The sequence below is a fragment of the Roseivirga sp. YIW32 genome (assembly GCF_057219245.1).
The window spans coordinates 737,170-763,012 of record NZ_JBXVVG010000002.1; the positions used below are offsets into that span (position 1 = coordinate 737,170).

The window sequence follows — 25,843 nt, forward strand, 5'->3', positions numbered from 1 at the left end:
TTTTGGGCGAGACTTTTTCGTTTAGTTTCAAATCAATTAAAGTTTTCTCTTCACTTCCTGGATTTCGAATCCTTCGATGATGTCTCCTTCTTTGATATCGTTGAAGCCTTTGATGCTCAGTCCACATTCGTAGCCTGATTTCACTTCGTTCACGTCGTCTTTAAATCGCTTCAATTGACCAATATCTCCTGTGTAGGTAACAATACCATCGCGGATCAATCGGATCTGGTTTTGGCGTTTGACGAATCCATCGGTCACGTAACATCCTGCAACGGTTCCCACTTTCGAGATCTTAAAGGTCTCACGTACCTCTATGTTACCCGTGATCACTTCTTTCTCAGTAGGCTCAAGCATGCCTTCCATCGCATCTTTCAGCTCGTTGATGGCATCGTAGATGATGGAATATAACCTGATCTCGATTTCCTCGGTCTCGGCGATTTTTCGTGCACCGCCTGAAGGACGAACCTGGAAACCGATGATTACGGCATCTGAAGCAGTGGCAAGCAATACATCCGATTCTGAGATCTGTCCAACACCTTTATGAATAATGTTGACTTGTACTTCTTCAGTTGAAAGTTTCAATAATGAATCACTCAAGGCCTCAACGGAACCATCCACATCACCTTTCACAATGACATTAAGTTCCTTGAAGTTACCCACGGCCAATCGTCTACCGATCTCGTCGAGTGTAATGTGCTTTTTCGTTCTAACACTTTGCTCTCTGAGAATCTGCTCACGCTTGTTCGCAATTTCTCTTGCTTCTCGGTCAGAATTCATCACGTTGAATTTGTCACCGGCTTGAGGAGCTCCGTCCAAACCAAGCATTTGAACTGGTGTAGAAGGACCAACTTCTTGGAGTCTATTGCCCCTGTGATCGAACATGGCTTTTACTTTGCCATAGTGTGATCCGGCTAGAACAACATCTCCGATCTTCATTTTACCTGCCTGAACCATTAAGGTGGCTAGGTAACCTCTTCCTTTATCTAATGATGCTTCAACTACTGTACCGACGCCATTTTTGTCTGGATTAGCTTTTAATTCAAGCATTTCTGCTTCAAGCAATACTTTTTCGAGCAATTCATCCACGCCTTGGCCTGTTTTTGCAGAGACTTCTTGACACTGGTATTTTCCACCCCAGTCTTCCACTAAAATATTCATTTGAGAAAGTTCTTCTCTGATCTTATCAGGGTTTGCAGTGGGCTTATCTACTTTGTTTATGGCGATGACGATAGGCACTTCAGCAACTTGGGCGTGATTAATCGCCTCTTTTGTTTGTGGCATCACGTTATCGTCAGCGGCCACAACAATAATGGCCACATCCGTTATTTTCGCTCCTCGGGCACGCATGGCAGTAAAGGCTTCGTGACCTGGAGTATCCAAAAACGCAACGCGTTTGCCATCTTTCGTTTTTACATCATACGCTCCAATGTGCTGAGTAATACCACCGGCTTCACCGGCAGTTACGTTTGCATCTCTTATGTAATCAAGTAAGGACGTTTTTCCGTGGTCAACGTGTCCCATGATGGTCACAATTGGTGCTCTATCCTGAAGATCCTCTTCGCTATCTGTATCTATGGCAATGTCCTCTTCTTCCTCCGATGTAGTGAAACTGACATCATAGTCAAATTCATCAGCGATAATGGTAATGGCTTCTGCATCGAGTCGTTGGTTGATCGATACGAACATCCCCAAACTCATACAGATAGAGATGACCTCATTCACCGAGACACCCATTAAGCTGGCTAAATCACTAGCAGAGATAAACTCTGTTACCTTCAGGATTTTGCTGTCCTCCTGCTCTTTCATCATCTGCTCTTCAGCAGCTTCAGCAGCAGCAGTTCGCTTATCTTTTCTGTATTTCGAGCGGCTTTTTCCACTACCCTTTTTACCACCGCCACTTAGCCTCGCAAGCGTTTCTTTGATCTGCTCTTGAATTTCCTTATCGGTTAATTCTTCTTTAGGAACCCTTTTGTCAGTTCTGTTACCACCTCTTCTATCACTGAATTTACTTGCCTTTTCAACACGAGCTTTTTGGATCCGTTTTCTAGGACGCTTCTTTTTGTCATCCTTGTCATCTTTGCTTTCTTTTTTCTTCTCCTTCGGTAACTCGATCTTGCCCAAGACTTTTAATCCTCTGAGCGAATCGGCTTTTGCCTTGTAGGTTTCTTCAGGTTTTGGAGTTTCTGTTTCAGGCTTTTTCTCTTCCTTTTCTTCAGCAGCGGGCTTTTCTTCCTTGGGTGCAGGCTTTTCTTCTTTAGCAGGTTCTTTCTTCTTGCCTTGATCGAGATCGATTTTGCCCAGCACCTTCAAACCGCCTTTTCTTTCTTCTGCAGGCGATTCCTCGGTTTTTGGAGTTTCTTTTGGCGCTTCAGCCTTTGGTTCCTCCTCTTTCTTCGCTTCTACTACAGGCTCAGCTTTAGGTTCAGGAGTAGGGGTTTCCTCTTTTTCTTCAGCTTTTTGCGTAGGGATTTCTTTTGGCTCCTCAGTTTTTACTTCTTCAACCTTCGGTTCAGCTTTAGGCTCTTCTTTTTTGAGCTCTTCCACATGTTTGGTGCCAATGGTCAGGTGAGAGGCCTCTTCTTTTTCTGAAGCGGATGCAGCAAACTCTTTAGCCAAAAGGTCATATTCTTCGCCAGAAATTTTGGCATTTGGGCTACTGTCTACCTCAAAACCTTTGTTGACTAGAAAATCAACGATCGTATTTCTACCTACGTTCAATTTTCTGGCCACCTGGCTTAATCTCATCATCTTTTCTTCTGCCATATTTTATTACCCCTAATTAAAAATAAAATTGTGCTCTATTTATTCGAATTCTTGTTGTAAAATCTGGAATAAGTGTTTCACTGTTTCCTCTTCAAGTTCCGTTCTTCTGACGATGTCTTCCGAACTCATTCTTAAAACACTTTTCGCTGTGTCAAGCCCTATTCTCTTCAGCTCGTCGATGATCCAGTTGTCGATTTCGTCTACAAACTCATCCAAGTCGACGTCTTCTTCTTCCAACTCACTCAATTCTCTGAATACGTCTATTTCCATGCCTACTAGACGAGAAGCCAACTTAATGTTCTGTCCTCCCTTACCAATAGCCAAAGAAACTTGGTCAGGTTTTAAGAAAACAGAAACTCTTCCTTCTTCATTCAGAATTTTCATGCTTGAGATCTTCGCCGGGCTAAGTGCACGAGCAATATAAAGTTCCATATTATCGGTGAAGTTGATCACGTCAATGTTCTCGTTCTGCAATTCACGCACGATGCTGTGAATTCTTGAGCCCTTCATTCCTACACATGCGCCTACAGGATCTATGCGATCGTCGTAAGACTCAACAGCGACTTTTGCTCTTTCACCAGGTTCACGAACCACTTTCTTAATGGTGATCAAACCATCGTAGACTTCAGGAACTTCACTTTCAAAGAGTCTTTCCAGGAACTCACCAGATGTTCTCGAAAGAATGATTTTTGGGTTGCCGTTGACCATGTCGACACGATCGACAATTGCTCGAACGGATTCTCCTTTTCTAAAGCGATCTTTTGAAATCTGTTCAGCCTTTGGAATCGATAGCTCATTGCCCTCTCCATCAACTAAAAGAACTTCCCTTCCCAATACTTGATATACTTCTGCATTGATGATCTCACCAACAAGGTCTTTGTATTTTTGATAAAGGATGTCCTTCTCTAGATCTTTGATTCGCTGAATTAACGTTTGACGGGCGGTCATGACCGCTCTTCTTCCGAAATGCTCAAGTTTAATTTCTTCTGCCACTTCTTCTCCGATCTCGAAATCGGGTTCGATTTTTTGTGCATCAGATAGGCTGATCTTGTCGTAGTCCCAGATATCCTCTGAATTGTCATCAACAATTTCACGGAACCTCCAGATCTCTAAATCTCCTTTGTCCGCATTGATGATGATATCGAAATTATCATCCACTTCGTATTTTCTTCGGATCATGGTTCTGAAAACATCTTCCAGGATCCTGATCATAGTAGGTCTGTCTACGTTCTTATGTTTTGCAAACTCTGCAAATGACTCAATTAATACTGAACTGTCCATTTTCTTTACTTAAATGACACTAACACATTCGCTTTTTCTATCTCGTCTTTGGCTACCTCAATACTTGCAGGCGCCTCGTCTTTCTTTTTTGGCTTAACCAAACTGATCAGCTTAAGCTGTCCATCGGTTACTTCCTCGAGCCTTCCTTCTACGCTCGTTCCATCTTTTAGATGTACCCTGAAGTTGCGCCCTATGTTCTTTACAAATTGCCTTGGCAATTGAATGGGATGATCTAAGCCCGGTGAGGAAACTTCAAGCACATAGGCATGTTCAATGACCTCATTTTCTTCCAGGTACCTTCCTAAAGCACGACTTAGTTCTGCACAATCGTCGATGTTCACTCCTTCATCTCCATCCAATAGGACCAAAATCTTTTGCTTGGAAGAACTTGCTTTCGCAATGACATCAACAATGAAGTAACGCTCATCTTTGAGGAAACTTTCTGCCAATTCTTTTAATCGTTCTTTCAAGTCCATTGTCGGATAATGAAAGAGGGGACTTTCGGTCCCCTCTGGTTTTTTAATTCCTAAAGCACTGCAAAAATAGCGCAATTTTATATTATTTCAAATAAAAGGCCCAGACAAACATTTATTCTCTAACATGATTAATTTAGACCTTGAAATGACAGATATGAAAAAAGGAATATCCTGGTTCTTGATGCTATTGATTTTTGGTGTCCTTGGATGCGGAGAAGCAGAAAAAAGGAGTGCTAGCCAAGAAATTACTGACCTGAAGCCGTCTCCAACGGCAAATGCAGATTCTTTGTATCAGTTTGTCGCACAGCAGGTCGCTTTTGGTCCTAGGGTGCCCAACTCTTCAGCCCATTGCGAGGCGGCCGATTGGTTTGTTGAAAAATTTAGATCCTATGGTGCTCAAGTTCAGGTTCAGCAATTCGAAGCGATCACCTATGATGGCACTGTGGTGGACCTCAAAAATATCATTGCCTCATTTAATCCTGAGGTGAAGAAGCGAATATTGCTTGCTGCTCATTGGGATACCCGCCCTTTTGCTGATCAAGACAAAGAGGATGCATATGCGTCGTTGGATGGGGCAAATGATGGAGGAAGTGGTGTTGCCGTCCTCTTAGAAATTGCTAGGCAGCTGTCAATATCTTCACCGACAGTGGGTGTGGATATCATACTTTTTGATGGAGAGGATTGGGGCGAACATGCTGAAAAATCGGGTACCGAGTTGCCCAATGGACTAGACTCATGGTGGTGTTTGGGTTCCCAGCATTGGAGCAAGAATAAACACAAAAGCAATTACACAGCATTTTACGGAATTCTATTGGATATGGTGGGGGCGCCGAATGCTCGTTTCCATTATGACAATGTTTCTCAAGAAAATGCCGGTAGAATTCTGGACAAAGTGTGGAGTATTGCCCATGCAAAGGGCTACCAAAATTATTTCAAAAAGCAAGCGGGCTTTGCCGGGATAACCGATGATCATGTGTTTGTGAACAAGTATGCCTTGATTCCGATGATAGATATCATTGATTATCAAAATGGCACATTCATGCCGGCTTGGCATACACAAGACGATAACCTTCAAAACATATCGAAAGAAACACTGTCTGTTGTTGCGAATACTGTTTTGGCGGTCCTCTATAATGAGTAAACTATCGGATCAATTTTTTTAAGTAGGTGCCGTAACCGGATTTCTCTAAGGGGCCAGCGATCTTGATCAGTTGTTCTTGATCAATGAACCCTCGGGAGTAGGCGATCTCCTCTATACAGGAAATCTTGATGCCCTGTCGTTTCTCAAGGATTTGTACAAATTGACTGGCCTGCATTAAAGAATCTATAGTTCCTGTATCTAACCATGCCGTACCACGGTCCATTGTGCTAACTTTCAGCTTGCCCATTTCTAAATAGGCCTTATTGACATCTGTGATCTCCAACTCACCACGAGGGCTTGGTTTGATGTTTTCTGCAATTTCAACAACCTGATTGTCGTAGAAATACAAGCCGGGAACAGCCCAATCTGATTTTGGGTTGGCTGGTTTTTCTTCAATAGAAAGTGCGTTCATTTCCTCATCAAAATCGACCACGCCGTATCGTTCAGGGTCACTCACGCGGTAGGCATAGATGATCCCACCATCAGGATCTGTATTCGCCCTCAACTGACTCGGTAATCCAGATCCATAGAAGATGTTATCCCCTAGAATAAGTGCAACCTTATCACTGCCAATGAATTCTTTGCCTATGGTGAACGCCTGTGCTAAGCCTTCCGGTTTTGGCTGTTCTGCGTAACTAAATTGACAGCCAATTCTACTCCCATCACCCAACAGCCGTTGAAAATGTGGCAAGTCATGAGGCGTTGAGATGATCAATATCTCACGAATGTCAGAGAGCATCAAAATGGACAATGGATAATAGATCATTGGTTTATCATAAACAGGCATCATTTGTTTACTAATGGCCAAAGTCAAAGGGTGTAATCGTGTGCCGGAACCTCCGGCTAAAATAATTCCTTTCATTGCTGATATTGTTTATCGTAATAGGCTTGATAGGAGCCGGAGGTAATGGAACTTAACCATTCTTCGTTTGCCAGGTACCAATCTACTGTTTTTTCGAGACCTTCTTCGAATTGCAAGGAGGGCTCCCAACCTAATTCTCGTTTGATCTTAGAAGCGTCAATGGCATAGCGCTTGTCGTGCCCTGCTCGGTCTTTGACGAAAGTGATCAGCTTGCGCGATTCACCTGCTGGTCTGCCAAGTTTTCGGTCCATCACATCACATAATAATTCGACGATATCCAAGTTTTTCCATTCGTTGAATCCGCCAATGTTGTAGGTCTCTCCTGTTGCTCCTTTGTGATAGATGTCGTCGATAGCTCTTGCGTGGTCCACAACATAGAGCCAATCTCTGATGTTGTCTCCTTTTCCATAAATGGGCAATGGTTTTTGCTCTTTGATGTTGTTGATGCAAAGAGGGAGCAATTTCTCTGGAAACTGATTTGGGCCATAATTATTCGAGCAATTCGAAATGACTACAGGTAAACCAAAGGTGTTGGCGTAGGCGCGTACAAAATGATCGGAGGACGCCTTCGATGCCGAATAAGGCGATTGAGGATCGTATGAGGTGTCTTCCAGGAAAAAGCNCTCCTTTTCCATAAATGGGCAATGGTTTTTGCTCTTTGATGTTGTTGATGCAAAGAGGGAGCAATTTCTCTGGAAACTGATTTGGGCCATAATTATTCGAGCAATTCGAAATGACTACAGGTAAACCAAAGGTGTTGGCGTAGGCGCGTACAAAATGATCGGAGGACGCCTTCGATGCCGAATAAGGCGATTGAGGATCGTATGAGGTGTCTTCCAGGAAAAAGCCAGTTGCACCGAGCGAACCGTAGACCTCGTCTGTAGAGATATGATAGAAACGTTTGTCTTCGAAAGACGCCCAGTTATTTTTTGCTGCATTGAGCAAGTTCAGTGTGCCAATGACGTTGGTCTTGACGAAAGCCAGCGGATCTGTGATAGAACGGTCGACGTGTGATTCGGCAGCAAGATGAATGACACCACTGAAGTCATGTTGTTGGAAAAGAGAATCAATAAAGGCCTCGTCCGTGATATCGCCCTTCACGAAGCTGTAGTTTGGCTTGTCCTCTAGGTATTTAAGGTTTTCCAAATTACCAGCATAAGTCAGCGCATCTAGATTGATGATGTGGTAATTAGAGTACTTGTCGGTGAACAACCTTACCACATGAGAACCAATAAAGCCTGCACCACCTGTGATCAATAGTTTTTTCATAGAACAAAATTAATGAGTTAGACCATCCTTGTTTGCTAATATCGATAAAGCGACCAATTCTGACTTTTATTCATAGCAAAACTTCGTTAAACCATTCAGCCTAACGAACGTTTGTTTGATTATTGAAATTAGCTAATTTCGGCAAACTATAATAAGCAATGGAATTTGGATTGAACGAAAATCAGCGAATGATCGCTGACATGATCAAAGACTTTGGAGAGAAGGAAATTACCCCACACAGAAATCAATGGGATGATGATCAGGAGTTTCCTATTCATATTTTCAAAAAATTTGGGGAATTAGGCTTGATGGGAGTCCTTGTCCCTCAAGAATATGGAGGATCAGGCTTTACCTATGACGAGTACATTACTGTTGTTTCAGAGGTGGCTAAATTGGATCCAGGCATCGGACTTTCTGTCGCTGCACATAACTCACTATGTACAGGCCACATCATGCAATTTGGTAACGAAGAACAAAAACGAAAGTACCTTCCAAAATTGGCTACCGCAGAGTGGATAGGTGCTTGGGGCTTGACAGAACCTAATACCGGATCAGACGCAGGAAATATGAGGACTGTGGCCAAGAAAGACGGCGATGAATGGGTAATCAATGGCGCGAAGAATTGGATCACGCATGGAAAGTCTGGTGATGTCGCCGTGGTGATCGCGCGGACCGGAGAAGTTGGTGACTCACATGGAATGACAGCTTTTGTCGTTGAGCGAGGAACACCTGGCTTCAAGGCAGGGAAGAAAGAGGATAAACTAGGCATGAGAACTTCGGAGACTGCCGAGATGATCTTTGAAGATTGCCGTGTTTCTGAAGCGAATTTACTTGGTGAAGTAGGAGATGGCTTCATACAGAGTATGAAAATATTGGATGGAGGACGCATATCGATTGCGGCCTTGAGTTTAGGAATTGCCGAAGGTGCTTACGAGGCAGCGCTTGCCTACGCCCAAGAAAGGCAGCAATTCAATCAACCCATCTTCAATTTCCAGGGAATCTCTTTCAAATTGGCCGATATGGCTACTCAGATCGAGAGTGCCAAATTACTGACCTACAGAGCAGCAGACCTTAAAAACCGCGGTGACAAAGTGACAAGGGAAAGTGCAATGGCGAAATACTATGCTTCAGAGTGTGCAGTGCATTGCTCGACAGAGGCCGTGCAAATATTTGGAGGCTATGGTTACACCAAGGATTATCCGGTGGAGAAGTTTTATCGTGATTCTAAATTATGCACCATTGGTGAAGGAACCTCAGAGATTCAAAAACTGGTGATTGCTAGAGAATTACTCAAGAATTAATTGTGTATCTGTTTGATTCTAAAATAAATTTTTACCTTTGCCCTCCGAATTGAGAGGAGGTGTTTCACGAATGATAGTAATTAACGTAAAAGAAAACGAGTCAATTGACAAGGCCTTGAAAAGGTTCAAGAAGAAATTCGAACGAACTGGTGTCCTTAGAGAATTGAGGTCAAGACAGCAATTTGAAAAGCCTTCTGTTTCTAAAAGAAACGAAAAAATCAAGGCTGCTTATAAGCAAAAAATGTACGCAAAGGATAACTACTAAGGTTTCCTAATCTATAGATTATTGGCTATGTTAGTACTGTGTCTTCGACGAGTGCTAGCATGGCCAATTCTTTTTTAAAATACATTGCTTTTGAGAAGCGATTCTCCCACCATACGGTAACTTCTTACCGGAGCGATCTCGAGCAATTTTCAAGGTACATATCGGATCACTTTAGCGCTGGAGGGTTGAATGAGACCACTCAACTAATGGTTCGTTCCTGGATTTTAAGTCTGATGGACAGTGGAGTGAGTCCTAGATCAGTCAATAGAAAAATAGCATCACTGAGGGCTTATTTTAAGTTTGCGCTGAAACGCGATGAGATCCTTAAAAACCCTATGGAAAAGGTTAAGCCTTTAAAGGTGCAAAAGGAGCTGCCAAGTTTTGCAGAAGAAAAGCAATTCTCACAAATTCTAAACGCCACCACTTTTGACAACCCACAAGATCAGATCATCATTGAGTTATTGTATGGTACGGGCATTCGTTTAGCTGAATTGCTTGGTTTGCGTCACTCAGCGATAAATGTTTCAGAAAATACCATCAAGGTCCTTGGGAAAAGAAACAAAGAAAGAGTTATTCCCTTGACTCGGCCCTTGGTTCATTTGATCGAAAACTATATTCATGAGAAAAATCATGAAAAACTTATAGACCCTGACCCATATTTGATCGTTAATAAAAGTGGAACCAAAGCTTATCCTATGCTTGTCTATCGGGTAGTTAAGAAATTCCTGGATGGCGTACAGTCATCAGATAAGAAAAGCCCCCATGCGCTACGGCACAGTTTTGCTACACATTTATTGAATAAAGGAGCCGACCTAAACGCGGTTAAAGATCTTTTAGGCCATAGTAGTTTAGCAGCTACACAGGTCTATACGCATAATACGCTGGATAAGCTGAAGTCAACCTTCGACCAAGCGCATCCAAAAGCTTAATAAAGTTTAACCTTAAATGATAATGTTATGAAAGTACAAGTTCAATCCATTCACTTTGATGCTGACCAGAAGCTCATTGATTTTATTCAGAAGAAATTGGATAAACTAGAGACCTTTTACGATGGAGCGATCGACTCAGAAGTAATTTTAAGGTTGAATAATGAAGGGGTTGAAAACAAAACGGTTGAGATAAAACTCAATGTGCCAGGGGAGCAGCTTTTTGCCCAGAAGACCAACGGTTCTTTTGAAGCGGCGACTGACCACTGTGCGGAAGCTCTGAGGAGACAGATCAAGCGTCACAAAGAAAAGACGCTAGCTAGATAGCGGTAAAAAACAAAAAGCCCTGCTTCAGAAATGAGGCAGGGCTTTTTTATGTTCGTTGAAATTAAAGTCCAAATGCTGTTTTTACTTTATCCACGTAATCGAGTTTTTCCCATGTAAATAACTCAACATCGAAGTCTTGAGATTTGCCATTTGAATCGATAAATGATTTTGTCACCACCTCATTTTCTCTACCCATATGTCCATATGCCGCAGTTTCGGAATACATTGGGCTTCTTAACTTGAGACGCTGTTCAATAGCGAATGGGCGCATGTCAAAGAGCTCTGATACTTTTTCTGCGATTTCTCCGTCAGTCATGTCCACTTTAGCTGTTCCATAGGTATTGACGTAAATTCCCATCGGCTCAACCACTCCAATAGCATAGGAAACTTGTACGAGTACTTCATCACAAAGGCCGGCGGCGACTAGGTTCTTGGCAATATGACGTGTCGCATAAGCGGCAGAGCGATCCACTTTGGATGGATCTTTACCAGAGAATGCACCACCACCATGAGCGCCTTTTCCTCCATAAGTATCTACAATGATCTTTCTTCCGGTTAAACCAGCATCTCCGTGTGGGCCTCCAATCACAAATTTTCCAGTCGGGTTGATGTGGTATTTGATATTGTCGTTGAATAGCTTCTGAATATCTTCAGACAGTTGTTCTTTCACTTTCGGGATAAGGATTTTAACGATGTCTTCTCTGATTTTTTGAAGCATGGCCTCGTCATTATCAAAGTCATCATGCTGTGTAGAAACAACAATGGCATCGATTCTTTGTGGCACATTATCGTCTGAATACTCAATGGTTACTTGCGATTTAGCATCTGGTCTCAGGTAGGGAATTTCATCTCCTGCACGGCGTAGATCAGCAAGTACTTGTAAGATTTTATGAGAGATGTCAAGGGCCAATGGCATGTAATTGGATGTTTCATTGGTTGCATAACCGAACATCATCCCTTGGTCACCTGCTCCTTGTTCTTCTTTAGACGCTTTATCTACCCCTCGGTTGATGTCTTCAGATTGCTCGTGAATAGCAGAAAGGACACCACAAGACTTGTAATCAAACTGGTACTCTGCTTTTGTGTAACCAATCCGTTCGATCGTTTCTCTCGCGATTCGTTGAACATCTAAGTAAGTAGCGGACTTAACTTCTCCAGCTAAAACTACCTGACCGGTTGTCACGAGAGTTTCGCAAGCTACCTTAGCGTTTGGGTCAAAGGCCAAAAAGTTGTCGATCAACGCATCTGAAATTTGATCCGCGATTTTATCAGGATGACCTTCAGAAACTGATTCAGAGGTAAATAAGTATGCCATAATTTTAATTTGTCGGGCAAAAATAGATTTTACAACCTACATATAAAATTGCATCTAGAATTATTTCGCGTAGAGCAAAAACATCACAGGTATTTTGTGCAGACTAATTCGCTGTTTTTTCCATTTTTCAATGGGTTGAGATTTGATCAATTCCGATTTACCAGTAATATCTTTTGCAATACAAAGCCATGTGTCGCCTCTCAAGTGCTTCATTAGATCTTGAAATAATTGTTCATTACGATAGGGTGTATCCATGAAGATTTGTGTCCTGTCAAGTTCATTGGATTCCTTTTCCATTTTCCTAATGGCAAGGGCTCTTTCTTTTTTGTCAATGGGCAGGTAGCCATGAAACGAAAATGATTGTCCATTGAATCCGCTGGCCATCAACGCTAGCAAGATCGAAGAAGGTCCGACCAATGGAACGACTTGGATATTTAGTTGATGGGCCATATGGACCAGACGAGCCCCGGGATCTGCCACTCCAGGGCATCCCGATTCAGAAAGGACCCCAATAGACTTTCCTTCAAGGGCCGGCTGTACCAACTCAAAACAGTCTTCGAAGGAGGTGTTCTTGTCCAAAGATTCAAAACGTAACTCTTCTATTGCCAGCCCGAGCTGTAAGCTACTGATGAAGCGTCGAGCGGTACGAACATTTTCCACCAAGAAAAGGTCACATTGTTTAATGGTGCTTTCAACCTGAGGAGGTAAAACAGCATGCTGCGTTTCATCAGCGATGATCATCGGAATAAGAAAGACTTTACCTTTCATTCGCTAGGAATTTTATCACCATGTCATGAAAGTCCTGTGGTTTTTCTGCGTGGAGCCAGTGCCCAGCTCCTTTAATAGTTTGCAATTTCGCGCTTGGGAAAATACTATTGATCAAATTGAGGTCTCCGTCTTGAATATAATCAGATCTTTCTCCTCTTATAAAAAGTGTCGATTTGTCAAAATGTGCATTTTGATTGAGTCCTTTTCCTACCTCTTCGATGTGTTTTGCAATAACATCTAAGTTCATTTTCCAACGAAAGGTATTTCCATCCCTCAGGAGGTTTTTCAATAAGAATTGACGAATACCAACATCTTTGATAAGTTCACTCATTTTTTCATCAGCATCTTTTCTTGCATTCAACTCATCAAGTCTGATGGCATACAAGGCTTTAATGATTTGCGTGTGATGAACGGGGTAATATTTAGGACCAATGTCTGCAATGATCAGCTTATCTACTTTCTCTGGAAAGTTGGTGGCAAAAGTCATTGCCGTTTTTCCTCCCATGGAGTGACCAATGAGATGAGCGCTGTCAATTTTTTCTACTTTCATCAAATTGAACAGGTCATCGGCCATTCGTTCATAATTGAATTCATCGTCGTGGAATGACAACCCGTGGTTGCGTTGATCCACAATGTACACTCGGTAGTTCTCCGCGAATTTGCGTGCAAGCGTGATCCAATTATCCAAAGAGCCAAAAAGGCCATGCAAAATGATCAGTTCTTTTCCCTCTCCAAAAACTTTAAAATTCAATTGATTCATCTCAGGGCTCTCAAGTATAGTTGAATGGTATTTTCTAGTCCAAAATAAAGGGCGTCACAAATCAGTGCGTGACCGATGGAGACCTCTTTTAAGTTGGGTATTTCTTGTTTGAAGAAAGCAAGATTGTCCAAATCAAGATCGTGCCCGGCATTGACTTCCAGTCCAAGATCTTGCGCTTTTAGAGCTGCCTCCTTGTAGGCAACTATTGCCTTTTTCGGGTCAATACGATGCTGAGTGGCATACATTTCTGTATACAATTCAATACGGTCTGTTTCAACGGCAAGGGCACCTTCAATCATTTTCAATTGCGGATCGACAAAAATAGAGGTACGGACACCCATGGATTTAATTTCCTGAATGATCTCTTTCAGCAGTTGTTCATTCTTCAAAGTGTCCCATCCTGCGTTTGACGTCAAAACATGAGGAGGGTCGGGCACCAATGTCGCCTGATCTGGTCGCACGTCTTGAATGATCTTTAAGAAGCGTTCATCGGGGTAACCTTCAATGTTGAATTCAGTTTTCACCACTTCTTTCAGGTCATAAACATCTTTAGTTGTGATGTGCCTTTCATCGGGCCTAGGATGGATAGTAATGCCTTGCGCTCCGAAGGCTTCACAGTCCATGGCAACCTTGATCAGGTTTGGGTTATTACCTCCTCGCGCATTGCGAATGGTAGCGATCTTGTTGATGTTAACACTCAGCTTTGTCATGTATAAATGCTTTATTGCATAACTTCGTGTGCAAGTTAATGATTTAGAATCTTCAAAATAATTGTCAAATGAGTTTGAAATCGCAAATAGAGGCGGACATTAAAAAGGCAATGTTGGCCAAGCAAAAAGATGAATTAAAAGCACTAAGGGCTATAAAATCCATGATTCTGCTGGCTGAAACCGAAAAAGGATCAGCTGGTACGATTTCTGAAGATACTGAAATGAAAATGTTGATGAAGGCCGTGAAGCAGCGTAAAGATTCAGCATCCATTTATAAGGAGCAGGGAAGAGAAGATCTTTATGCAATCGAAATGTCAGAAGTGCAAGTAATTGAGCGCTATTTGCCTCAACCTTTGACGGAAGAAGAATTGAGAAATGAACTGCAACAAGTCATCAAGCAATCAGGAGCAGAAGGACCAAAAGATATGGGTAAGGTCATGGGTATGGCCAACAAGGTTCTAGCGGGAAAAGCGGACGGAAAAACAATTTCATCTTTAGTAAAGGAAATGCTTGCTAATTCTTGAAAACCCTTGACATAATATTGCTGATACCGTTGGTTTTTGGAGCCATTATGGGTTTCAAAAAAGGACTATTGATCGAAGTCATCGGTATTGTTGCATTTGTTTTAGCCATTATTGCCGGCTTTAAATTGATGGAAGTCGGCATTACCATACTTTCAGAGTACATTGATGGCTATTCTGAATTGCTTCCTTTCATCTCCTTCATTGTGATCTTCCTAGCAATAATTCTACTCATCAACATGCTAGGAAAGCTTTTGAAGAAAATGATCGATATGACTATCCTTGGAGGCTTTGATAGGGCAGCTGGGGCTGTTGTCGGTTTACTAAAATGGGCAATTGGTGTAAGCATTTTGCTATGGCTTTGCCTTAGTTTCGGCGTAGAACTTCCAGGGCAGGAAGAAGAGCTGATACTTTATCCGTTTTTGGCTGAACTAGGGCCTAATCTTATTTCAAAGTTAGATGCAGTGTTACCCTTTGCTCAGGACATGTTGGACTCCATAAAAGAAATGCTCTCACCGGTTTGATCCTCATCATCGATAATTACGATTCCTTTACCTATAACCTCGTCGATTATTTCGAGCAGTTGGGTTGTGAAACACGAGTAGTTCAAAATGACATTTCTCCGGAGAACCTGGTAATCGACGGAGTAAAAGGAGTTGTTATTTCTCCAGGTCCGGAATCCCCAAGTAAGGCAAATCATCTGACGGCATACCTTCCTTTGCTGGTTGGTAAACGTCCCCTATTGGGGATCTGTCTCGGCCATCAAGCGTTAGCAGAATATTTTGGGGCGAAATTGGTCAAGGCCACTAAACCCATGCACGGTAAAATCTCACAGATAGAGACCGCGGAGTCGGTTATTTTTAAAGGCATGCCAAATAAGATAGAAGTGGTGCGTTACCATTCGCTGATCATCCATGACTTACCCATGAGATTGAAACCCACAGCCTGGACATCAACAAATGAATTGATGGCATTTGAAGGCATCACCGACAAAGTACATGGCATCCAATTTCATCCAGAAGCGGCTTTAACTCAATACGGTTTGGATATGCTTAGAAATTGGCTGAGTTTTTATAATATTGTTTAAACCATCGCAGAACTGTGATGATACAATTTATGTTATACACTGTATATGATAGCACTCGAATTGATTAACCACATGATTCCACCACTGAAGCCAACTGACAATGGTCATAAGGCGATGGTGTGGATGGAAGAGCTACGTACCAATCAGCTTCCGGTTGTTGAACGTGGTGTTTTTCGAGGTTTCATTACAGATGAGGTCATACTCGAAGAGAATGACAATACGAAAAGTGTGGTTGACTATGAGTTGGAAGGAACGCAGTGTTTTGTCACCACAGATCAGCATTTCTATGATGTGATCAAGGCGGCGACCGATCACGACTTGCAAATGGTAGCCGTATTGAATGCAACGGGTCAATTCGAAGGCGTGATTGGATTGGAAAATACCATCAATGCTTTTGCCGAATCTACCGCTGTACAAGAGCCCGGTGGTATACTCGTTATGCTCATGAATCAGCGAGACTATTCATTGGCCGAAATTAGCCGCTTGGTAGAAGGAGAAAATGCTCGGATTCTTAGTGCTGCAGTCAATACAGACCCTAAAGACATGTCATTGCTTCGGGTCACTTTAAAATTGAATCAAACAGAAATTTCACACATCACCGCATCCTTGGAGCGATTTGGTTACAAGATCATTGGGCGCTTTCAAGAAGAGCAGATCAAATCTAACGATCAAGAGCGATATGATTTGTTAATGCGCTATCTAAACATTTGACCTAATGAGAATTGCCATTCATGGTAAGAGCACAGGACCTGAGGCACAAGAATGTATCAAGGGACTGTTAGAGATTGTTCGGTCAAATTCCGCTTCCTTGATGATTTCAGCGGCCTATAAGGCGGCTTTGAATGAAAAAAACTTCGACGTTGGAAACCTGCCTACCTTTGTGCAATCGGATGATCTTTCAAGCTGCGATTTTCTATTCAGCCTGGGAGGTGACGGTACCATTCTTGATTCCATTACTTATGCTCAGGCCTCTGAAATTCCGATCGTTGGCATCAACCTCGGTAGACTTGGTTTTTTATCCACCATTTCAAGAACCGAGATCTCTGAGGTAATGAAGCGGCTCAAAAGAAGAGAATTTAGAATAGAGTCTCGTTCATTGATTCACATGGATTCCAATCAGGGGCTTTTTGAACCGTTCAATTTTGGGTTGAACGAGATGACAATCACAAAAAAGGAAAGTTCGTCCATGATCGTGGTCCACGCCTACGTGGATGGAAGCTATTTGAATTCATACTGGGCGGATGGTCTGATCGTTGCTACACCCACCGGCTCTACGGGCTATTCACTAAGCTGTGGAGGTCCTCTGGTGCATCCGAGTCAGAAGAATTTCATTATCACACCAGTTAGTCCGCATAACCTCAATGTTAGGCCAATGATCGTTAGCGATCAGAGTAAAATTACTTTTGAAATTGAAGGTAGATCAAAAGAATTCCTTGTTTCATTGGATTCTCGTTCTGTACCGGTGGACGAAACGGTTGAAATATCTTTACAACGTGAGCAATTCGAGGCTAAACTCTTACGTTTTGCCGATAGTGATTATTTCGACACCTTGCGTAACAAACTCAATTGGGGCTTAGACGCACGCAATTGATTAACAATATTTAACTACGACACTAAATTAGGTTCTACAGATGTTCTCTATGTTGCGAACATATCAGAAGGGTATATCCTTCTCCGCTTTTTCGTTCTGCATTGGCTGCTGCTTGTCCTTTTTCACCTTGGATTCGGCAGCCCAGAATAGCGAAATTGGCATTGAGTTAGCAGGCCATCATTACCTGGGGGATGTCAACAGAAAATACGACATCAGTCAGGTAAAATTGGGAGGTCAATTCTTTGTGAGGCAGCATCTGAGTGATGGGTTAAGCATGAGGATGTCTGTTGGCGGTGGAGAGCTTCAAGGAATTGATGATGAAGCGTTTGACGTGTTTTCGGCAAATAGAAGGGCCTCATTCGACGGTCGGTTCATTAATGCAGATTTTCTACTGGAGTATCACTTTCTCAATTACCGCAACGAAAAATTGCAGCAGAACTGGACTCCCTATCTGTTCTTTGGATTAGGTGTTTATCGGATGCAAGGAAGCGATAATTTTGATGCACGCCTGGATACAGGAGCCAACTTTCGATTACCTGTTGGAGTTGGAATTAAATACCGCTTCAATAGACGTTGGATCTTAGGCATTTCAACTGCTGCTATAAAGACCAACTCTGACGAGATAGATAATGTCTCTATTGGAAATCCATCCCTCAAGAATTATCGAGGTGGAAATCCGAACGATGACGATTGGATGTTTTACACCGCCCTATCGATTAGTTTTACCTTTCATAAGATTGTTTGTCCTGAAGGTTGGTTTAGGTAATAAAGCCCAAGACAAAAATTTAATTTCTGATTCATTTTTGTACCTTCGTGGCTGCTTTTCGCAGAATGGAGATGAAGGAACTCATTAAGGCTGAAATACTTCCCAAGCATATCGCGGTAATCATGGACGGCAATGGACGCTGGGCCAAAGGAAAAGGCGCAGCCAGAGTCTTTGGCCATAAGAATGCCATTAAGGCGGTGAGAGACGTCACCGAAGGTTGTGCTGAGCTTGGTGTTGAGTACTTGACCCTTTTTGCATTTTCTACTGAAAACTGGAGTAGGCCAAAGCATGAGGTATCAGCTTTAATGGAATTGCTCGTCTCTACTTTAAGTTCCGAGATCAAAACATTGATGGATAATGACATCAAATTGGCCATGATCGGGGATTGGGAAAGTTTGCCGAAAAAGAACCAAAGAGAATTGACTGAGGCCATGCACAAGACCAAGGACAACCAGCGCATGACGTTGGTGCTTGCCTTGAGCTATAGCGGAAGATGGGACATTACCCAAGCCATGCAAAAAATGGCACGAGATATTGAGCAAGGAACATTATCTGCAGAAAGCATACGTCAGGAAACAGTCGATGAATACTTGAATACTTCAGGGATTCCAGACCCTGAGTTGTTAATAAGAACAAGCGGTGAACAAAGAATCAGTAATTTTTTGCTTTGGCAAATGGCTTACACTGAGTTCTTTATCACTGAAACACTGTGGCCTGATTTCAGAAAACAAGATCTGTATGAGGCCATAATTTCCTATCAAGAACGTGAGAGGAGATTTGGCAAAACGAGTGAACAGTTAAAGGGTTGAACCTGAACATGTATAAGAAGTATTGGTTGGTGTTGGTTTTATGCTTGTCGAGTGTCCTTGCAATGGCACAGCAACGATTTGGTATAAACACTGGTGAAGGAGTTCAGATAGATTATTCTAATCCAAAGGTATTTGAGGTTGCAGAGATTAAATACACGGGCTTAGTCGTACTGGATGAGCGTGCAGTTACCTCTTACGCAGGGATTCAGGTTGGTGATAGAATACCCATTCCTGGTAAGGAAATTTCAGATGCCATTAAAAAATTGTGGGATCAAGGAATTATCGCAGACGTGCAGTTTTGGTTAGTGCGCACCGATGGGGATAAAGCCTACATAGAAGTAAAAGTCACTGAGCGGCCAAGAATTCTTCAATTTCAAATTGACGGTGTTACTTCAACACAGCAAACAGAAATTACAGATCAACTAGGGATTATCGGAAAGGTGGCGAGTGCTCCTTTAATTAAGAATACAGAGATCTTGATCAAGAAGTACTTCGAAGAAAAAGGGTTTCTGAATACGGTGGTCAAGACTACGCAAGTGACGGACACCTTGATCAATGATGGTGTTCGTTTGAATTTTGAAGTGGATAAGAAAGCCAAAGTAAAAATCAACAAGATTCACTTTGAAGGGAATTCTAATTTTGAAGATGCCCAGCTCAAAAAGCCTTTAAAGAACACCAAAGAAAGGGCGCGTTTTTGGTTGATCGCTCAGCTGTTCGATCAGATATTTAAGACTACTCCAAAATCAACGGTAGATTACATCGTTAAATCCGATACGGTGTCAAAACAGGAGTTTAAGGAATTCATCAACGACAATGTTAAACTCAATTTCTTCAAGTCGTCAAAATACATCAAAGCAGAATTTGAAACAGACAAACAAGCATTGATCAGCTGGTATAATTCCAAAGGTTACCGCGATGCTGAAATCCTCGACCATGAAGTTGAAGGGGTCAATGAAGAGTACATTGATCTTCGAATCAAGGTAGATGAAGGGAATAAATATTACATCAGAAACATCGATTGGGTAGGAAACTTTAAGTACACGGACGAATTCCTCACGTCCAAGCTAGGCATAAAAAAAGGCGACGTTTACAACAAGGAAAGAATTGACCAACGAACTCTATTTGATGGAGAAGGCGGCGACGACATTAACTCGCTTTACTCAGACGATGGGTATTTGTTCTTCAGACTGGATGTGGTGGAGGTAAGGGCCGATAATGACTCCATTGACCTTGAAATGCGGATGAGTGAGGGAGAGCAAGCGACCATCAAACGAATCATTTTAAGAGGGAATGATCGGACAAGTGATCACGTGGTATTGAGGGAGATCAGAACCTTGCCCGGACAAAAATATAGCCGGAAAGAGCTGATCAGAACGATCAGAGAACTGGGCCAATTGGGTTATTTCGATCCTGAACAAATCAATCCGCAACCGGTTCCAAACCTTGCTGATGGTACGGTAGACATTATTTTTGATTTAGTAGAGAAATCTTCCGATCAGATTCAATTATCGGGTGGTTTTGGAGGTCCTTTTGGCTTTGTTGGAACCGTAGGGCTATCCTTGAATAACTTCGCCATAAGGAACATCAATAAGTTTGATAAATGGCGCCCTTATCCATCAGGTGATGGGCAAAAACTGTCTTTACAGATTCAATCAAATGGAAGAAGATTCCAAAGTTATTCCTTGATCTTCTCCGAACCTTGGCTAGGCGGACGAAAGCCAAATAATTTTACGGTCTCTCTTAATAGAACAGCCAATAGAAGCATAGACCCTTTTACTGAAGAGGTGTTTGGTTTCTTGAAGTCCTCAGGAGTTACCGTTGGTTTGGGTCGACGATTGAGGTGGCCAGATGATTATTTCCAAATATCGAATTCTCTTTCTTATAACTTATATGAGGTGGCGAATTTTGGCCAGACGCTGGGTTTTGAAAACGGACGTTCAAATATCGTGACTTTCAATACCATCATTTCAAGAGCCAATATTGACAATCCGCAGTTCCCTCGGTACGGTTCGCAGTTCACGCTGGCCATTAATGCAACCCCTCCTTGGTCAGCCTTTAATAGAGACTTTTATTCAAATCCTGAGCTAGATGAGGAAGACCGATACAGATTGGTAGAATACCATAAGTGGATGTTTGATCTTTCACTCTTTATTCCATTAAATACCAAATTTGTAGTGAATACTCGTGCGCACTTAGGGTTTATCGGTTCTTACACCAACTTGACCGACTCAGGCCCATATGAGCGATTCTTCTTAGGAGGTAATGGCTTGAATGGAGCGAATAATTTTGTAATAGGGCAGGACATTATCGCGTTAAGGGGATATGACGACAATAGTATTGTGCCGATAGATCCTCAAACAGGCTTTAGAGGGGGTATCATCTATAACAAGTTTGTGACAGAATTGAGGTATCCTGTTACGTTAGCACCTACCAGTACCATTTATGTGTTGGGCTTTGCGGAAGCAGGAAATGCTTGGAATCAATTCTCGGAATATACACCGAGAAAACTCTTTAGGTCAGCAGGTGTAGGCGCTAGAGTATTCTTACCCGCCTTTGGTTTGTTAGGAGTAGATTGGGCGTATGGATTTGATAGTTCCAGAGAGTTTGGTATTGAAGCCGGTTCACAGGTTCACTTTACTATTGGTCAGCAAATTAGGTAACATGTAAATTGCACATCATGCTTAAATCATTGCCAACCATAGTAATATTCCTATTAATATATAACTTTGCCGCGGCTCAGCGACCTCCCAAATTTGGGCATATTGATACAGAGTATATTTTGAATCAAATGCCGGAGTACGGAGAAAAAAAGACTGAATTAGAGGCACTTGCAGATTCTTACGATAAAGAGGTACGGAGTTTGTATGATGAGATAGAAAAAATGAAGGCTGCACTAAAAGCAGAGGAAGTTTTGCTCACAGCAGCCATGAAGGAAGATCGTCAGAAGGAGATCGAGCAAAAGGAACAAGAAGCTTTGAATAAGTACACGGAGCTTTTTGGGTATGATGGCCTCTATTACAAGAAGGTGGATGAGCTAGTGAAGCCCTTAAGAGATAAAGTTTCACAAAAGGTTGAAATTGTAGCCAAGAGATATGGCTTGGATTACGTTTTCGATAAGGCAGAGAACATTGGTATTATTTATTCGAACCCTGTGCATGATTACACAGAGTTTGTTTTAGAGGAATTAGGTTTAAAACAGAGAAATTAAAGACTCATAAAATTAATGATGATGAAACGTAAGTTTTTAGTGATGCTGGCCTTGGTGCTAGCAGTAGGAGCAAAAGCTCAGGATTTTAAGATTGGCTATACAAATATTGATGCCATCGTGTTCAACATGCCAGAGATGGAAGGTATTAATTCAGAACTAGATACCTATCAGCAGCAGTTGGGTACTCAGATTCAAACAAAGCAGCAGGAGATTCAGACCAAATACCAAGCCTTGGTTCAGATGTCTCAAGATCCTAACGCAGTTCAAGCTGTGATTCAGGAAAAGGACAATGAATTACAAAAGCTACAGAGAGACCTTCAGGCCTTTCAAACGCAAGCTGAGCAAGCATACAATAACAAGCAAAGCACGTTGATGAATCCGATCTATACCAAGGTTCAGGCGGCAATCGAAGCAGTTCGAAAGGAGAACGGATTCAGTTTGATTTTGAACGCGCAAGTTACTGGTGCTGGTCCTGTGATCATTGCGGGAGAAGACGATTTGAATATTACTGAAAAGGTATTTGAGAAATTGGGCGTACCTATGCCTCAATTGCCTGATGATGGTGGTGCACCAGCAGCTGGTAGCGGTGGAAATAATTAATTCCTAAGAAACTATTGGAAAAACCCCTTCGTAAGATGGGGTTTTTTTATTTTCAAACATGCCGAATCTAGCGCCACTTCAAGAAGGAGACCATGTCGCCATAATAGCGACTGCGAAACGCATCGAATTTGAGATAGAGCCAGCTCTAAATGTGATCAAGAGTTGGGGCTTAGTTCCGGTCTTAGGTAAGCATGCCCTTGGTAAGAAAGGCTATTTTGCCTGTCAACCAGAAGAGAGCTTGCAAGACTTACAGTGGGCATTGGATGATGCAAAGGTGAAGGCAATCATCTTTTTGCGTGGAGGTTACGGAACCACACGCATCCTCGATCAGGTGGTTTTCCCTCCTAGACCCAAATGGTTAGTGGGCTACAGTGATTTGACCAGCTTCATTCTACAACTTAACAGGTTGAACCATGCCATGGTACATGGAGCGATGTGCTCTACTTTAGGGAATGACGAGGGGTCAGACAATTATTTGAAGGCCATGTTATTTGGTCAAAAGCACTTTGTTTTTCCTCTTCACGCCAGTCAATTGACCTCTGTGGGGATTGTTGAGGGGGAGATGACGGGTGGAAACCTTAGCTTAATTTATGAATCGATAGGTGCCGCGAATCAGATCAATGCATCGGGTAAAATTCTTTTTCTCGAGGAGGTGGGTGAGCAAATGTACGCGATAGACCGTATGCTCAATAAATTGAAGCGTATAGGAGCCCTAAATGAGTTGAAGGGGTTGATCATTGGAAGTTTTACAGGAATTGGAAATAAGGACGATTACTATAAAGAGTCGGTTGAAGAGTTGATCTGTCACTATTGTTCCAAAGAGATACCTGTTGCTATGGGACTTTCATCAGGACATGATAAAGCAAATTATCCGCTTTTGCTTGGACAGCAAGCACGCATTTCCATTACCACAAAGGAGTTAACCATCCAGTATTTAGAGGACAAAGCCAGCAATTAGGCCAGCCAATATGATCAGAGGTGAAGGTACTTTGGTATAGGTTAGCAGTAAAAAAGTACCAATAACCACAAAAACATTCAGCGGGCTGTTTTCTATGGGTTCGAACAGAATGAAAGCCGCCGCAGCCACCATCCCGGCACTAGCTGCATGAATTCCTTCCAAAGAGGCTCGAACCACCCTAAATCGTTTGAGGCTATCCCAAAAGCGAATCACAAAGAAAATGAGAAAAGTACCGGGCAAGAAGATACCACATGCCGCAATAAAGCCTGCCATTATTTGTCCACCCACCCCTAGATCACGAACCGAAAGAGCCCCAACATAAGAGCTGATGGAAAAGACAGGACCGGGAACGGCTTGTACCATGCCTAGTCCGGACAGAAATTCCTCAGAGCTAAGGAAGCCTTTCGCCTCAACAAATTCAGAATTAAGAAAAGGGATCAGAACCTGTCCACCACCAAAAATGAGGCTGCCATTTCGATAAAAGTTTTCGAAAAGCAACACAAACCGGTCTTGGGTGAAGCCGCCAAGTAGAGCCGCTGCAATCAGCACTAGGCCCCAAAGAGTGAAATTTCCCCACTTGATTTTGATCTTTTCTTTTTCCTCAATGGCGTGCTTCTTGTATTTCGAGGCCGTTAGGGTACCGGCAAAAACCAAGACAATGGGAAGGGCAGCCGGCTTATTGATGAAATAAGTGACGATAGCCGAAAGGACCATAAGCCCCCCGGCGGTTTTTGTGTTGATGACTTTTGTGCCAATGGTGTATGCACCAAAGGAAATGAAGCCAACCGCCATGGGTTGAATAAATTTGGTGAACTCAAGGTCAAAGTTTTTGGCCTGGTATTGTCCGATGAGGATGGCGGCCGTTGTCATGATGGCAACCGCAGGTAACATCCAAACCAAAAGGGTCAGATAAGCCAAACTGGCCCCACCAATTCTAAAGCCAATTGCGGTGATGGTTTGAGTGGATGTAGGACCAGGTAATATTTGACATAGCGCATTGAGCTCTAGGAGATCTTCCTCTGTCAAGTAGGCCCGTTTCTTTACCAGGATCTTAATGAACATGGCAATATGCGCTTGTGGACCTCCAAATGCACTAACCGCTAAAACGAGGACGTCGCGTAAGAAAATATAATACCTAATGCGCTTGACAGCCATCAGAACCTATTTCTTGCGTAAACCTATCTCCGCCAATCGCTGCTCAAGAAAATCCCCTGCCGTGATGTCGTCGAATTGTTTAGGGTGTGCCTCATCGATGCAATTCTCTAAGCAACTTAGGTCCATTTCAGAACGCGGATGCATGAAGAAGGGGATAGAAAATCGTGACGTTGTCATTTGATGCCGAGGCGGATTGACGACACGGTGGATGGTTGACTTCAATTTATTATTGGTCAATCGCGCCAACATATCGCCAACATTCACAATAATCTGCTCAGGAAGCGCCGTTATGGGGATCCACTCACCATCTCGTCTCAACACCTGTAAGCCATCGGCACTGGCTCCCATCAAAAGGGTGATCAGGTTAATGTCTCCATGTTCTGCTGCGCGGACAGCATCATCAGGAATGGCATCAGGGTTTTCGATCGGGAAGTAATGGATCGGCCGTAAAATGCTGTTTCCATTATGTACTTTGCCTTCAAAGTAGTTTTCTTCAAGCCCTAAGTATAAGGCAATGGCTTTTAACATTTGTTTTCCGGCTTGCTCTAGCGTGCGGTAAGTCTCCAATGCAACCGACTTCATGTCGGGGATCTCATCGGGCCAAATATTGTCAGGGTATTGCGCTTTGATGGGGTCATTGTCGACAACTTCTTGCCCTACATGATAAAACTCCTTAAGGTCGCCAGTGGTGCGGCCCTTTGCGTGTTCCTTTCCTTTACCGATATACCCACGTTGGCCTGCAAGCTCCGGAACTTCATAAGTTGATTTGACATCTTCGGGCAGGCTGAAAAACGCTTTTATTGTACTGTACAATCGCTTGGTTAAATCGTCCGATAAGCCATGATTTTTTATGGCAACAAATCCAATATCATGGTAAGCTGCCCCGAGTGCATCGACAAAAGCTTGTTTTTGCTCTGCAGTTCCTGATGTGAAGTGGGCTAGGTCTAGGGAAGGTATTTCATCATAAAGTCTCTGTGTCATGGC

Annotated in this window: 26 protein-coding genes and 2 pseudogenes; 16 read left to right on the plus strand and 12 right to left on the minus strand. The window is 42.7% G+C overall.

Features of this window, described 5'->3' with window-relative positions:
• Positions 1–36: 36 nt before the first annotated feature.
• The 3 genes from infB to AC2D6U_RS11995 are packed head-to-tail and all read right to left on the minus strand — an operon-like array spanning position 37 to position 4,520.
• Positions 37–2,763: a translation initiation factor IF-2 gene (gene infB, locus AC2D6U_RS11985; RefSeq protein ID WP_484721225.1), complete on the minus strand. Its 2,727-nt coding sequence runs from the start codon at positions 2,761–2,763 to the stop codon at positions 37–39.
• 39 nt (positions 2,764–2,802) lie between these two features.
• Positions 2,803–4,044: a transcription termination factor NusA gene (gene nusA / locus AC2D6U_RS11990; RefSeq protein WP_484721226.1), complete on the minus strand. Its 1,242-nt coding sequence runs from the start codon at positions 4,042–4,044 to the stop codon at positions 2,803–2,805.
• Between the two features lie 5 nt (positions 4,045–4,049).
• A complete protein-coding gene (locus tag AC2D6U_RS11995) occupies positions 4,050–4,520 on the minus strand; it encodes a ribosome maturation factor RimP (RefSeq protein ID WP_484721227.1) in 471 nt (156 codons plus the stop codon).
• 154 nt (positions 4,521–4,674) lie between these two features.
• Here AC2D6U_RS11995 and AC2D6U_RS12000 point away from each other — a divergent pair, with 154 nt between their 5' ends.
• A complete protein-coding gene (locus AC2D6U_RS12000; RefSeq protein ID WP_484721228.1) occupies positions 4,675–5,661 on the plus strand; it encodes a M28 family peptidase in 987 nt (328 codons plus the stop codon).
• Between the two features lies 1 nt (position 5,662).
• Here the strand turns inward: AC2D6U_RS12000 and rfbA are convergent, their stop codons facing one another.
• The 3 genes and pseudogenes from rfbA to AC2D6U_RS12015 all read right to left on the minus strand — a co-directional run.
• Complete coding sequence (gene rfbA, locus AC2D6U_RS12005; protein ID WP_484721229.1) at positions 5,663–6,523, minus strand: glucose-1-phosphate thymidylyltransferase RfbA; 861 nt, start codon at positions 6,521–6,523, stop codon at positions 5,663–5,665.
• Positions 6,520–7,143 (minus strand): annotated as a pseudogene (locus tag AC2D6U_RS12010) (dTDP-glucose 4,6-dehydratase); the annotation flags it as partial. The pseudogene AC2D6U_RS12010 and the gene rfbA, both read right to left, overlap by 4 nt.
• A 4-nt stretch (positions 7,144–7,147) precedes the next feature.
• Positions 7,148–7,792 (minus strand): annotated as a pseudogene (locus AC2D6U_RS12015) (dTDP-glucose 4,6-dehydratase); the annotation flags it as partial.
• Between the two features lie 158 nt (positions 7,793–7,950).
• Between AC2D6U_RS12015 and AC2D6U_RS12020 the strand changes: the two are divergent.
• The 4 genes from AC2D6U_RS12020 to hpf all read left to right on the plus strand — a co-directional run bounded on the left by AC2D6U_RS12020 (position 7,951) and on the right by hpf (position 10,611).
• A complete protein-coding gene (locus AC2D6U_RS12020; protein WP_484721230.1) occupies positions 7,951–9,093 on the plus strand; it encodes an acyl-CoA dehydrogenase family protein in 1,143 nt (380 codons plus the stop codon).
• Positions 9,094–9,163: 70 nt separating this feature from the next.
• A complete protein-coding gene (gene rpsU / locus AC2D6U_RS12025) occupies positions 9,164–9,358 on the plus strand; it encodes a 30S ribosomal protein S21 (RefSeq protein ID WP_484721231.1) in 195 nt (64 codons plus the stop codon).
• Between the two features lie 59 nt (positions 9,359–9,417).
• A complete protein-coding gene (locus AC2D6U_RS12030) occupies positions 9,418–10,287 on the plus strand; it encodes a tyrosine-type recombinase/integrase (protein ID WP_484721232.1) in 870 nt (289 codons plus the stop codon).
• Between the two features lie 27 nt (positions 10,288–10,314).
• Positions 10,315–10,611, plus strand: coding sequence for a ribosome hibernation-promoting factor, HPF/YfiA family (gene hpf / locus AC2D6U_RS12035; RefSeq protein WP_484721233.1), 297 nt, complete (start codon positions 10,315–10,317; stop codon positions 10,609–10,611).
• Between the two features lie 61 nt (positions 10,612–10,672).
• On the opposite strand, the gene metK is transcribed toward hpf, so the two are convergent.
• From metK to AC2D6U_RS12055, 4 genes are read right to left on the minus strand one after another with little or no spacing between them, the layout of a single operon-like run.
• Positions 10,673–11,926, minus strand: coding sequence for a methionine adenosyltransferase (gene metK, locus AC2D6U_RS12040; RefSeq protein WP_484721234.1), 1,254 nt, complete (start codon positions 11,924–11,926; stop codon positions 10,673–10,675).
• 60 nt (positions 11,927–11,986) lie between these two features.
• Positions 11,987–12,694, minus strand: a complete 708-nt coding sequence (locus AC2D6U_RS12045) for an SAM-dependent methyltransferase (protein ID WP_484721235.1) — start codon at positions 12,692–12,694, stop codon at positions 11,987–11,989.
• Positions 12,684–13,454 carry an alpha/beta fold hydrolase gene (locus tag AC2D6U_RS12050; RefSeq protein ID WP_484721236.1) on the minus strand — a complete coding sequence of 257 codons (771 nt, stop codon included), beginning with the start codon at positions 13,452–13,454 and terminating at the stop codon, positions 12,684–12,686. Before AC2D6U_RS12050 ends, AC2D6U_RS12045 begins: the two co-directional genes overlap by 11 nt.
• A complete protein-coding gene (locus AC2D6U_RS12055) occupies positions 13,451–14,164 on the minus strand; it encodes a pyridoxine 5'-phosphate synthase (protein ID WP_484721237.1) in 714 nt (237 codons plus the stop codon). Before AC2D6U_RS12055 ends, AC2D6U_RS12050 begins: the two co-directional genes overlap by 4 nt.
• A 68-nt stretch (positions 14,165–14,232) precedes the next feature.
• Between AC2D6U_RS12055 and AC2D6U_RS12060 the strand changes: the two genes are divergently transcribed.
• From AC2D6U_RS12060 to AC2D6U_RS12110, 11 genes are all read left to right on the plus strand, one after another.
• Entirely contained in the window at positions 14,233–14,688 is a 456-nt protein-coding gene (locus AC2D6U_RS12060) for a GatB/YqeY domain-containing protein (RefSeq protein WP_484721238.1), read from the plus strand.
• Positions 14,689–14,705: 17 nt separating this feature from the next.
• Positions 14,706–15,209, plus strand: a complete 504-nt coding sequence (locus AC2D6U_RS12065; protein ID WP_484721239.1) for a CvpA family protein — start codon at positions 14,706–14,708, stop codon at positions 15,207–15,209.
• A complete protein-coding gene (locus AC2D6U_RS12070) occupies positions 15,206–15,772 on the plus strand; it encodes an anthranilate synthase component II (protein WP_484721240.1) in 567 nt (188 codons plus the stop codon). Before AC2D6U_RS12065 ends, AC2D6U_RS12070 begins: the two co-directional genes overlap by 4 nt.
• Before the next feature lie 45 nt (positions 15,773–15,817).
• Entirely contained in the window at positions 15,818–16,483 is a 666-nt protein-coding gene (locus AC2D6U_RS12075; protein WP_484721241.1) for a CBS domain-containing protein, read from the plus strand.
• Between the two features lie 4 nt (positions 16,484–16,487).
• Positions 16,488–17,363, plus strand: coding sequence for an NAD kinase (locus tag AC2D6U_RS12080; protein ID WP_484721242.1), 876 nt, complete (start codon positions 16,488–16,490; stop codon positions 17,361–17,363).
• A 49-nt stretch (positions 17,364–17,412) separates the two neighbouring features.
• Positions 17,413–18,129, plus strand: coding sequence for a type IX secretion system protein PorG (gene porG, locus AC2D6U_RS12085; protein ID WP_484721243.1), 717 nt, complete (start codon positions 17,413–17,415; stop codon positions 18,127–18,129).
• Positions 18,130–18,200: 71 nt separating this feature from the next.
• Positions 18,201–18,938 (plus strand): undecaprenyl pyrophosphate synthase, encoded by a 738-nt coding sequence (gene uppS / locus AC2D6U_RS12090; RefSeq protein WP_484721244.1) that lies wholly within the window; start codon positions 18,201–18,203, stop codon positions 18,936–18,938.
• An 8-nt stretch (positions 18,939–18,946) separates the two neighbouring features.
• On the plus strand, positions 18,947–21,598 hold the full coding sequence (locus AC2D6U_RS12095) for a BamA/OMP85 family outer membrane protein (protein WP_484721245.1): 2,652 nt from the start codon (positions 18,947–18,949) through the stop codon (positions 21,596–21,598).
• A gap of 17 nt (positions 21,599–21,615) precedes the next feature.
• Positions 21,616–22,146, plus strand: coding sequence for an OmpH/Skp family outer membrane protein (locus AC2D6U_RS12100; protein WP_484721246.1), 531 nt, complete (start codon positions 21,616–21,618; stop codon positions 22,144–22,146).
• 21 nt (positions 22,147–22,167) lie between these two features.
• Positions 22,168–22,746 carry an OmpH/Skp family outer membrane protein gene (locus AC2D6U_RS12105; RefSeq protein WP_484721247.1) on the plus strand — a complete coding sequence of 193 codons (579 nt, stop codon included), beginning with the start codon at positions 22,168–22,170 and terminating at the stop codon, positions 22,744–22,746.
• A 58-nt stretch (positions 22,747–22,804) separates the two neighbouring features.
• On the plus strand, positions 22,805–23,704 hold the full coding sequence (locus AC2D6U_RS12110) for a S66 peptidase family protein (protein ID WP_484721248.1): 900 nt from the start codon (positions 22,805–22,807) through the stop codon (positions 23,702–23,704).
• Here AC2D6U_RS12110 and chrA read toward each other — a convergent pair.
• Together chrA and AC2D6U_RS12120 are read right to left on the minus strand one after the other, a co-directional pair.
• Positions 23,681–24,859 (minus strand): chromate efflux transporter, encoded by a 1,179-nt coding sequence (gene chrA / locus AC2D6U_RS12115; protein ID WP_484721249.1) that lies wholly within the window; start codon positions 24,857–24,859, stop codon positions 23,681–23,683. The genes AC2D6U_RS12110 and chrA overlap by 24 nt on opposite strands.
• A gap of 6 nt (positions 24,860–24,865) precedes the next feature.
• Positions 24,866–25,840 carry an isopenicillin N synthase family dioxygenase gene (locus AC2D6U_RS12120; RefSeq protein WP_484721250.1) on the minus strand — a complete coding sequence of 325 codons (975 nt, stop codon included), beginning with the start codon at positions 25,838–25,840 and terminating at the stop codon, positions 24,866–24,868.
• Positions 25,841–25,843 lie beyond the last annotated feature (3 nt).

Excerpts from the sequence above, each read along its gene's own strand:
- infB (WP_484721225.1), bottom strand. The coding sequence starts at position 2,763 with ATGGCAGAAGAAAAGATGATGAGATTAAGCCAGGTGGCCAGAAAATTG.
- nusA (WP_484721226.1), bottom strand. The coding sequence starts at position 4,044 with ATGGACAGTTCAGTATTAATTGAGTCATTTGCAGAGTTTGCAAAACAT.
- AC2D6U_RS11995 (WP_484721227.1), bottom strand. The coding sequence starts at position 4,520 with ATGGACTTGAAAGAACGATTAAAAGAATTGGCAGAAAGTTTCCTCAAA.
- AC2D6U_RS12000 (WP_484721228.1), top strand. The coding sequence starts at position 4,675 with ATGAAAAAAGGAATATCCTGGTTCTTGATGCTATTGATTTTTGGTGTC.
- rfbA (WP_484721229.1), bottom strand. The coding sequence starts at position 6,523 with ATGAAAGGAATTATTTTAGCCGGAGGTTCCGGCACACGATTACACCCT.
- AC2D6U_RS12020 (WP_484721230.1), top strand. The coding sequence starts at position 7,951 with ATGGAATTTGGATTGAACGAAAATCAGCGAATGATCGCTGACATGATC.
- rpsU (WP_484721231.1), top strand. The coding sequence starts at position 9,164 with ATGATAGTAATTAACGTAAAAGAAAACGAGTCAATTGACAAGGCCTTG.
- AC2D6U_RS12030 (WP_484721232.1), top strand. The coding sequence starts at position 9,418 with ATGGCCAATTCTTTTTTAAAATACATTGCTTTTGAGAAGCGATTCTCC.
- hpf (WP_484721233.1), top strand. The coding sequence starts at position 10,315 with ATGAAAGTACAAGTTCAATCCATTCACTTTGATGCTGACCAGAAGCTC.
- metK (WP_484721234.1), bottom strand. The coding sequence starts at position 11,926 with ATGGCATACTTATTTACCTCTGAATCAGTTTCTGAAGGTCATCCTGAT.
- AC2D6U_RS12045 (WP_484721235.1), bottom strand. The coding sequence starts at position 12,694 with ATGAAAGGTAAAGTCTTTCTTATTCCGATGATCATCGCTGATGAAACG.
- AC2D6U_RS12050 (WP_484721236.1), bottom strand. The coding sequence starts at position 13,454 with ATGAATCAATTGAATTTTAAAGTTTTTGGAGAGGGAAAAGAACTGATC.
- AC2D6U_RS12055 (WP_484721237.1), bottom strand. The coding sequence starts at position 14,164 with ATGACAAAGCTGAGTGTTAACATCAACAAGATCGCTACCATTCGCAAT.
- AC2D6U_RS12060 (WP_484721238.1), top strand. The coding sequence starts at position 14,233 with ATGAGTTTGAAATCGCAAATAGAGGCGGACATTAAAAAGGCAATGTTG.
- AC2D6U_RS12075 (WP_484721241.1), top strand. The coding sequence starts at position 15,818 with ATGATAGCACTCGAATTGATTAACCACATGATTCCACCACTGAAGCCA.
- AC2D6U_RS12080 (WP_484721242.1), top strand. The coding sequence starts at position 16,488 with ATGAGAATTGCCATTCATGGTAAGAGCACAGGACCTGAGGCACAAGAA.
- porG (WP_484721243.1), top strand. The coding sequence starts at position 17,413 with ATGTTGCGAACATATCAGAAGGGTATATCCTTCTCCGCTTTTTCGTTC.
- uppS (WP_484721244.1), top strand. The coding sequence starts at position 18,201 with ATGAAGGAACTCATTAAGGCTGAAATACTTCCCAAGCATATCGCGGTA.
- AC2D6U_RS12095 (WP_484721245.1), top strand. The coding sequence starts at position 18,947 with ATGTATAAGAAGTATTGGTTGGTGTTGGTTTTATGCTTGTCGAGTGTC.
- AC2D6U_RS12100 (WP_484721246.1), top strand. The coding sequence starts at position 21,616 with ATGCTTAAATCATTGCCAACCATAGTAATATTCCTATTAATATATAAC.
- AC2D6U_RS12105 (WP_484721247.1), top strand. The coding sequence starts at position 22,168 with ATGAAACGTAAGTTTTTAGTGATGCTGGCCTTGGTGCTAGCAGTAGGA.
- AC2D6U_RS12110 (WP_484721248.1), top strand. The coding sequence starts at position 22,805 with ATGCCGAATCTAGCGCCACTTCAAGAAGGAGACCATGTCGCCATAATA.
- chrA (WP_484721249.1), bottom strand. The coding sequence starts at position 24,859 with ATGGCTGTCAAGCGCATTAGGTATTATATTTTCTTACGCGACGTCCTC.
- AC2D6U_RS12120 (WP_484721250.1), bottom strand. The coding sequence starts at position 25,840 with ATGACACAGAGACTTTATGATGAAATACCTTCCCTAGACCTAGCCCAC.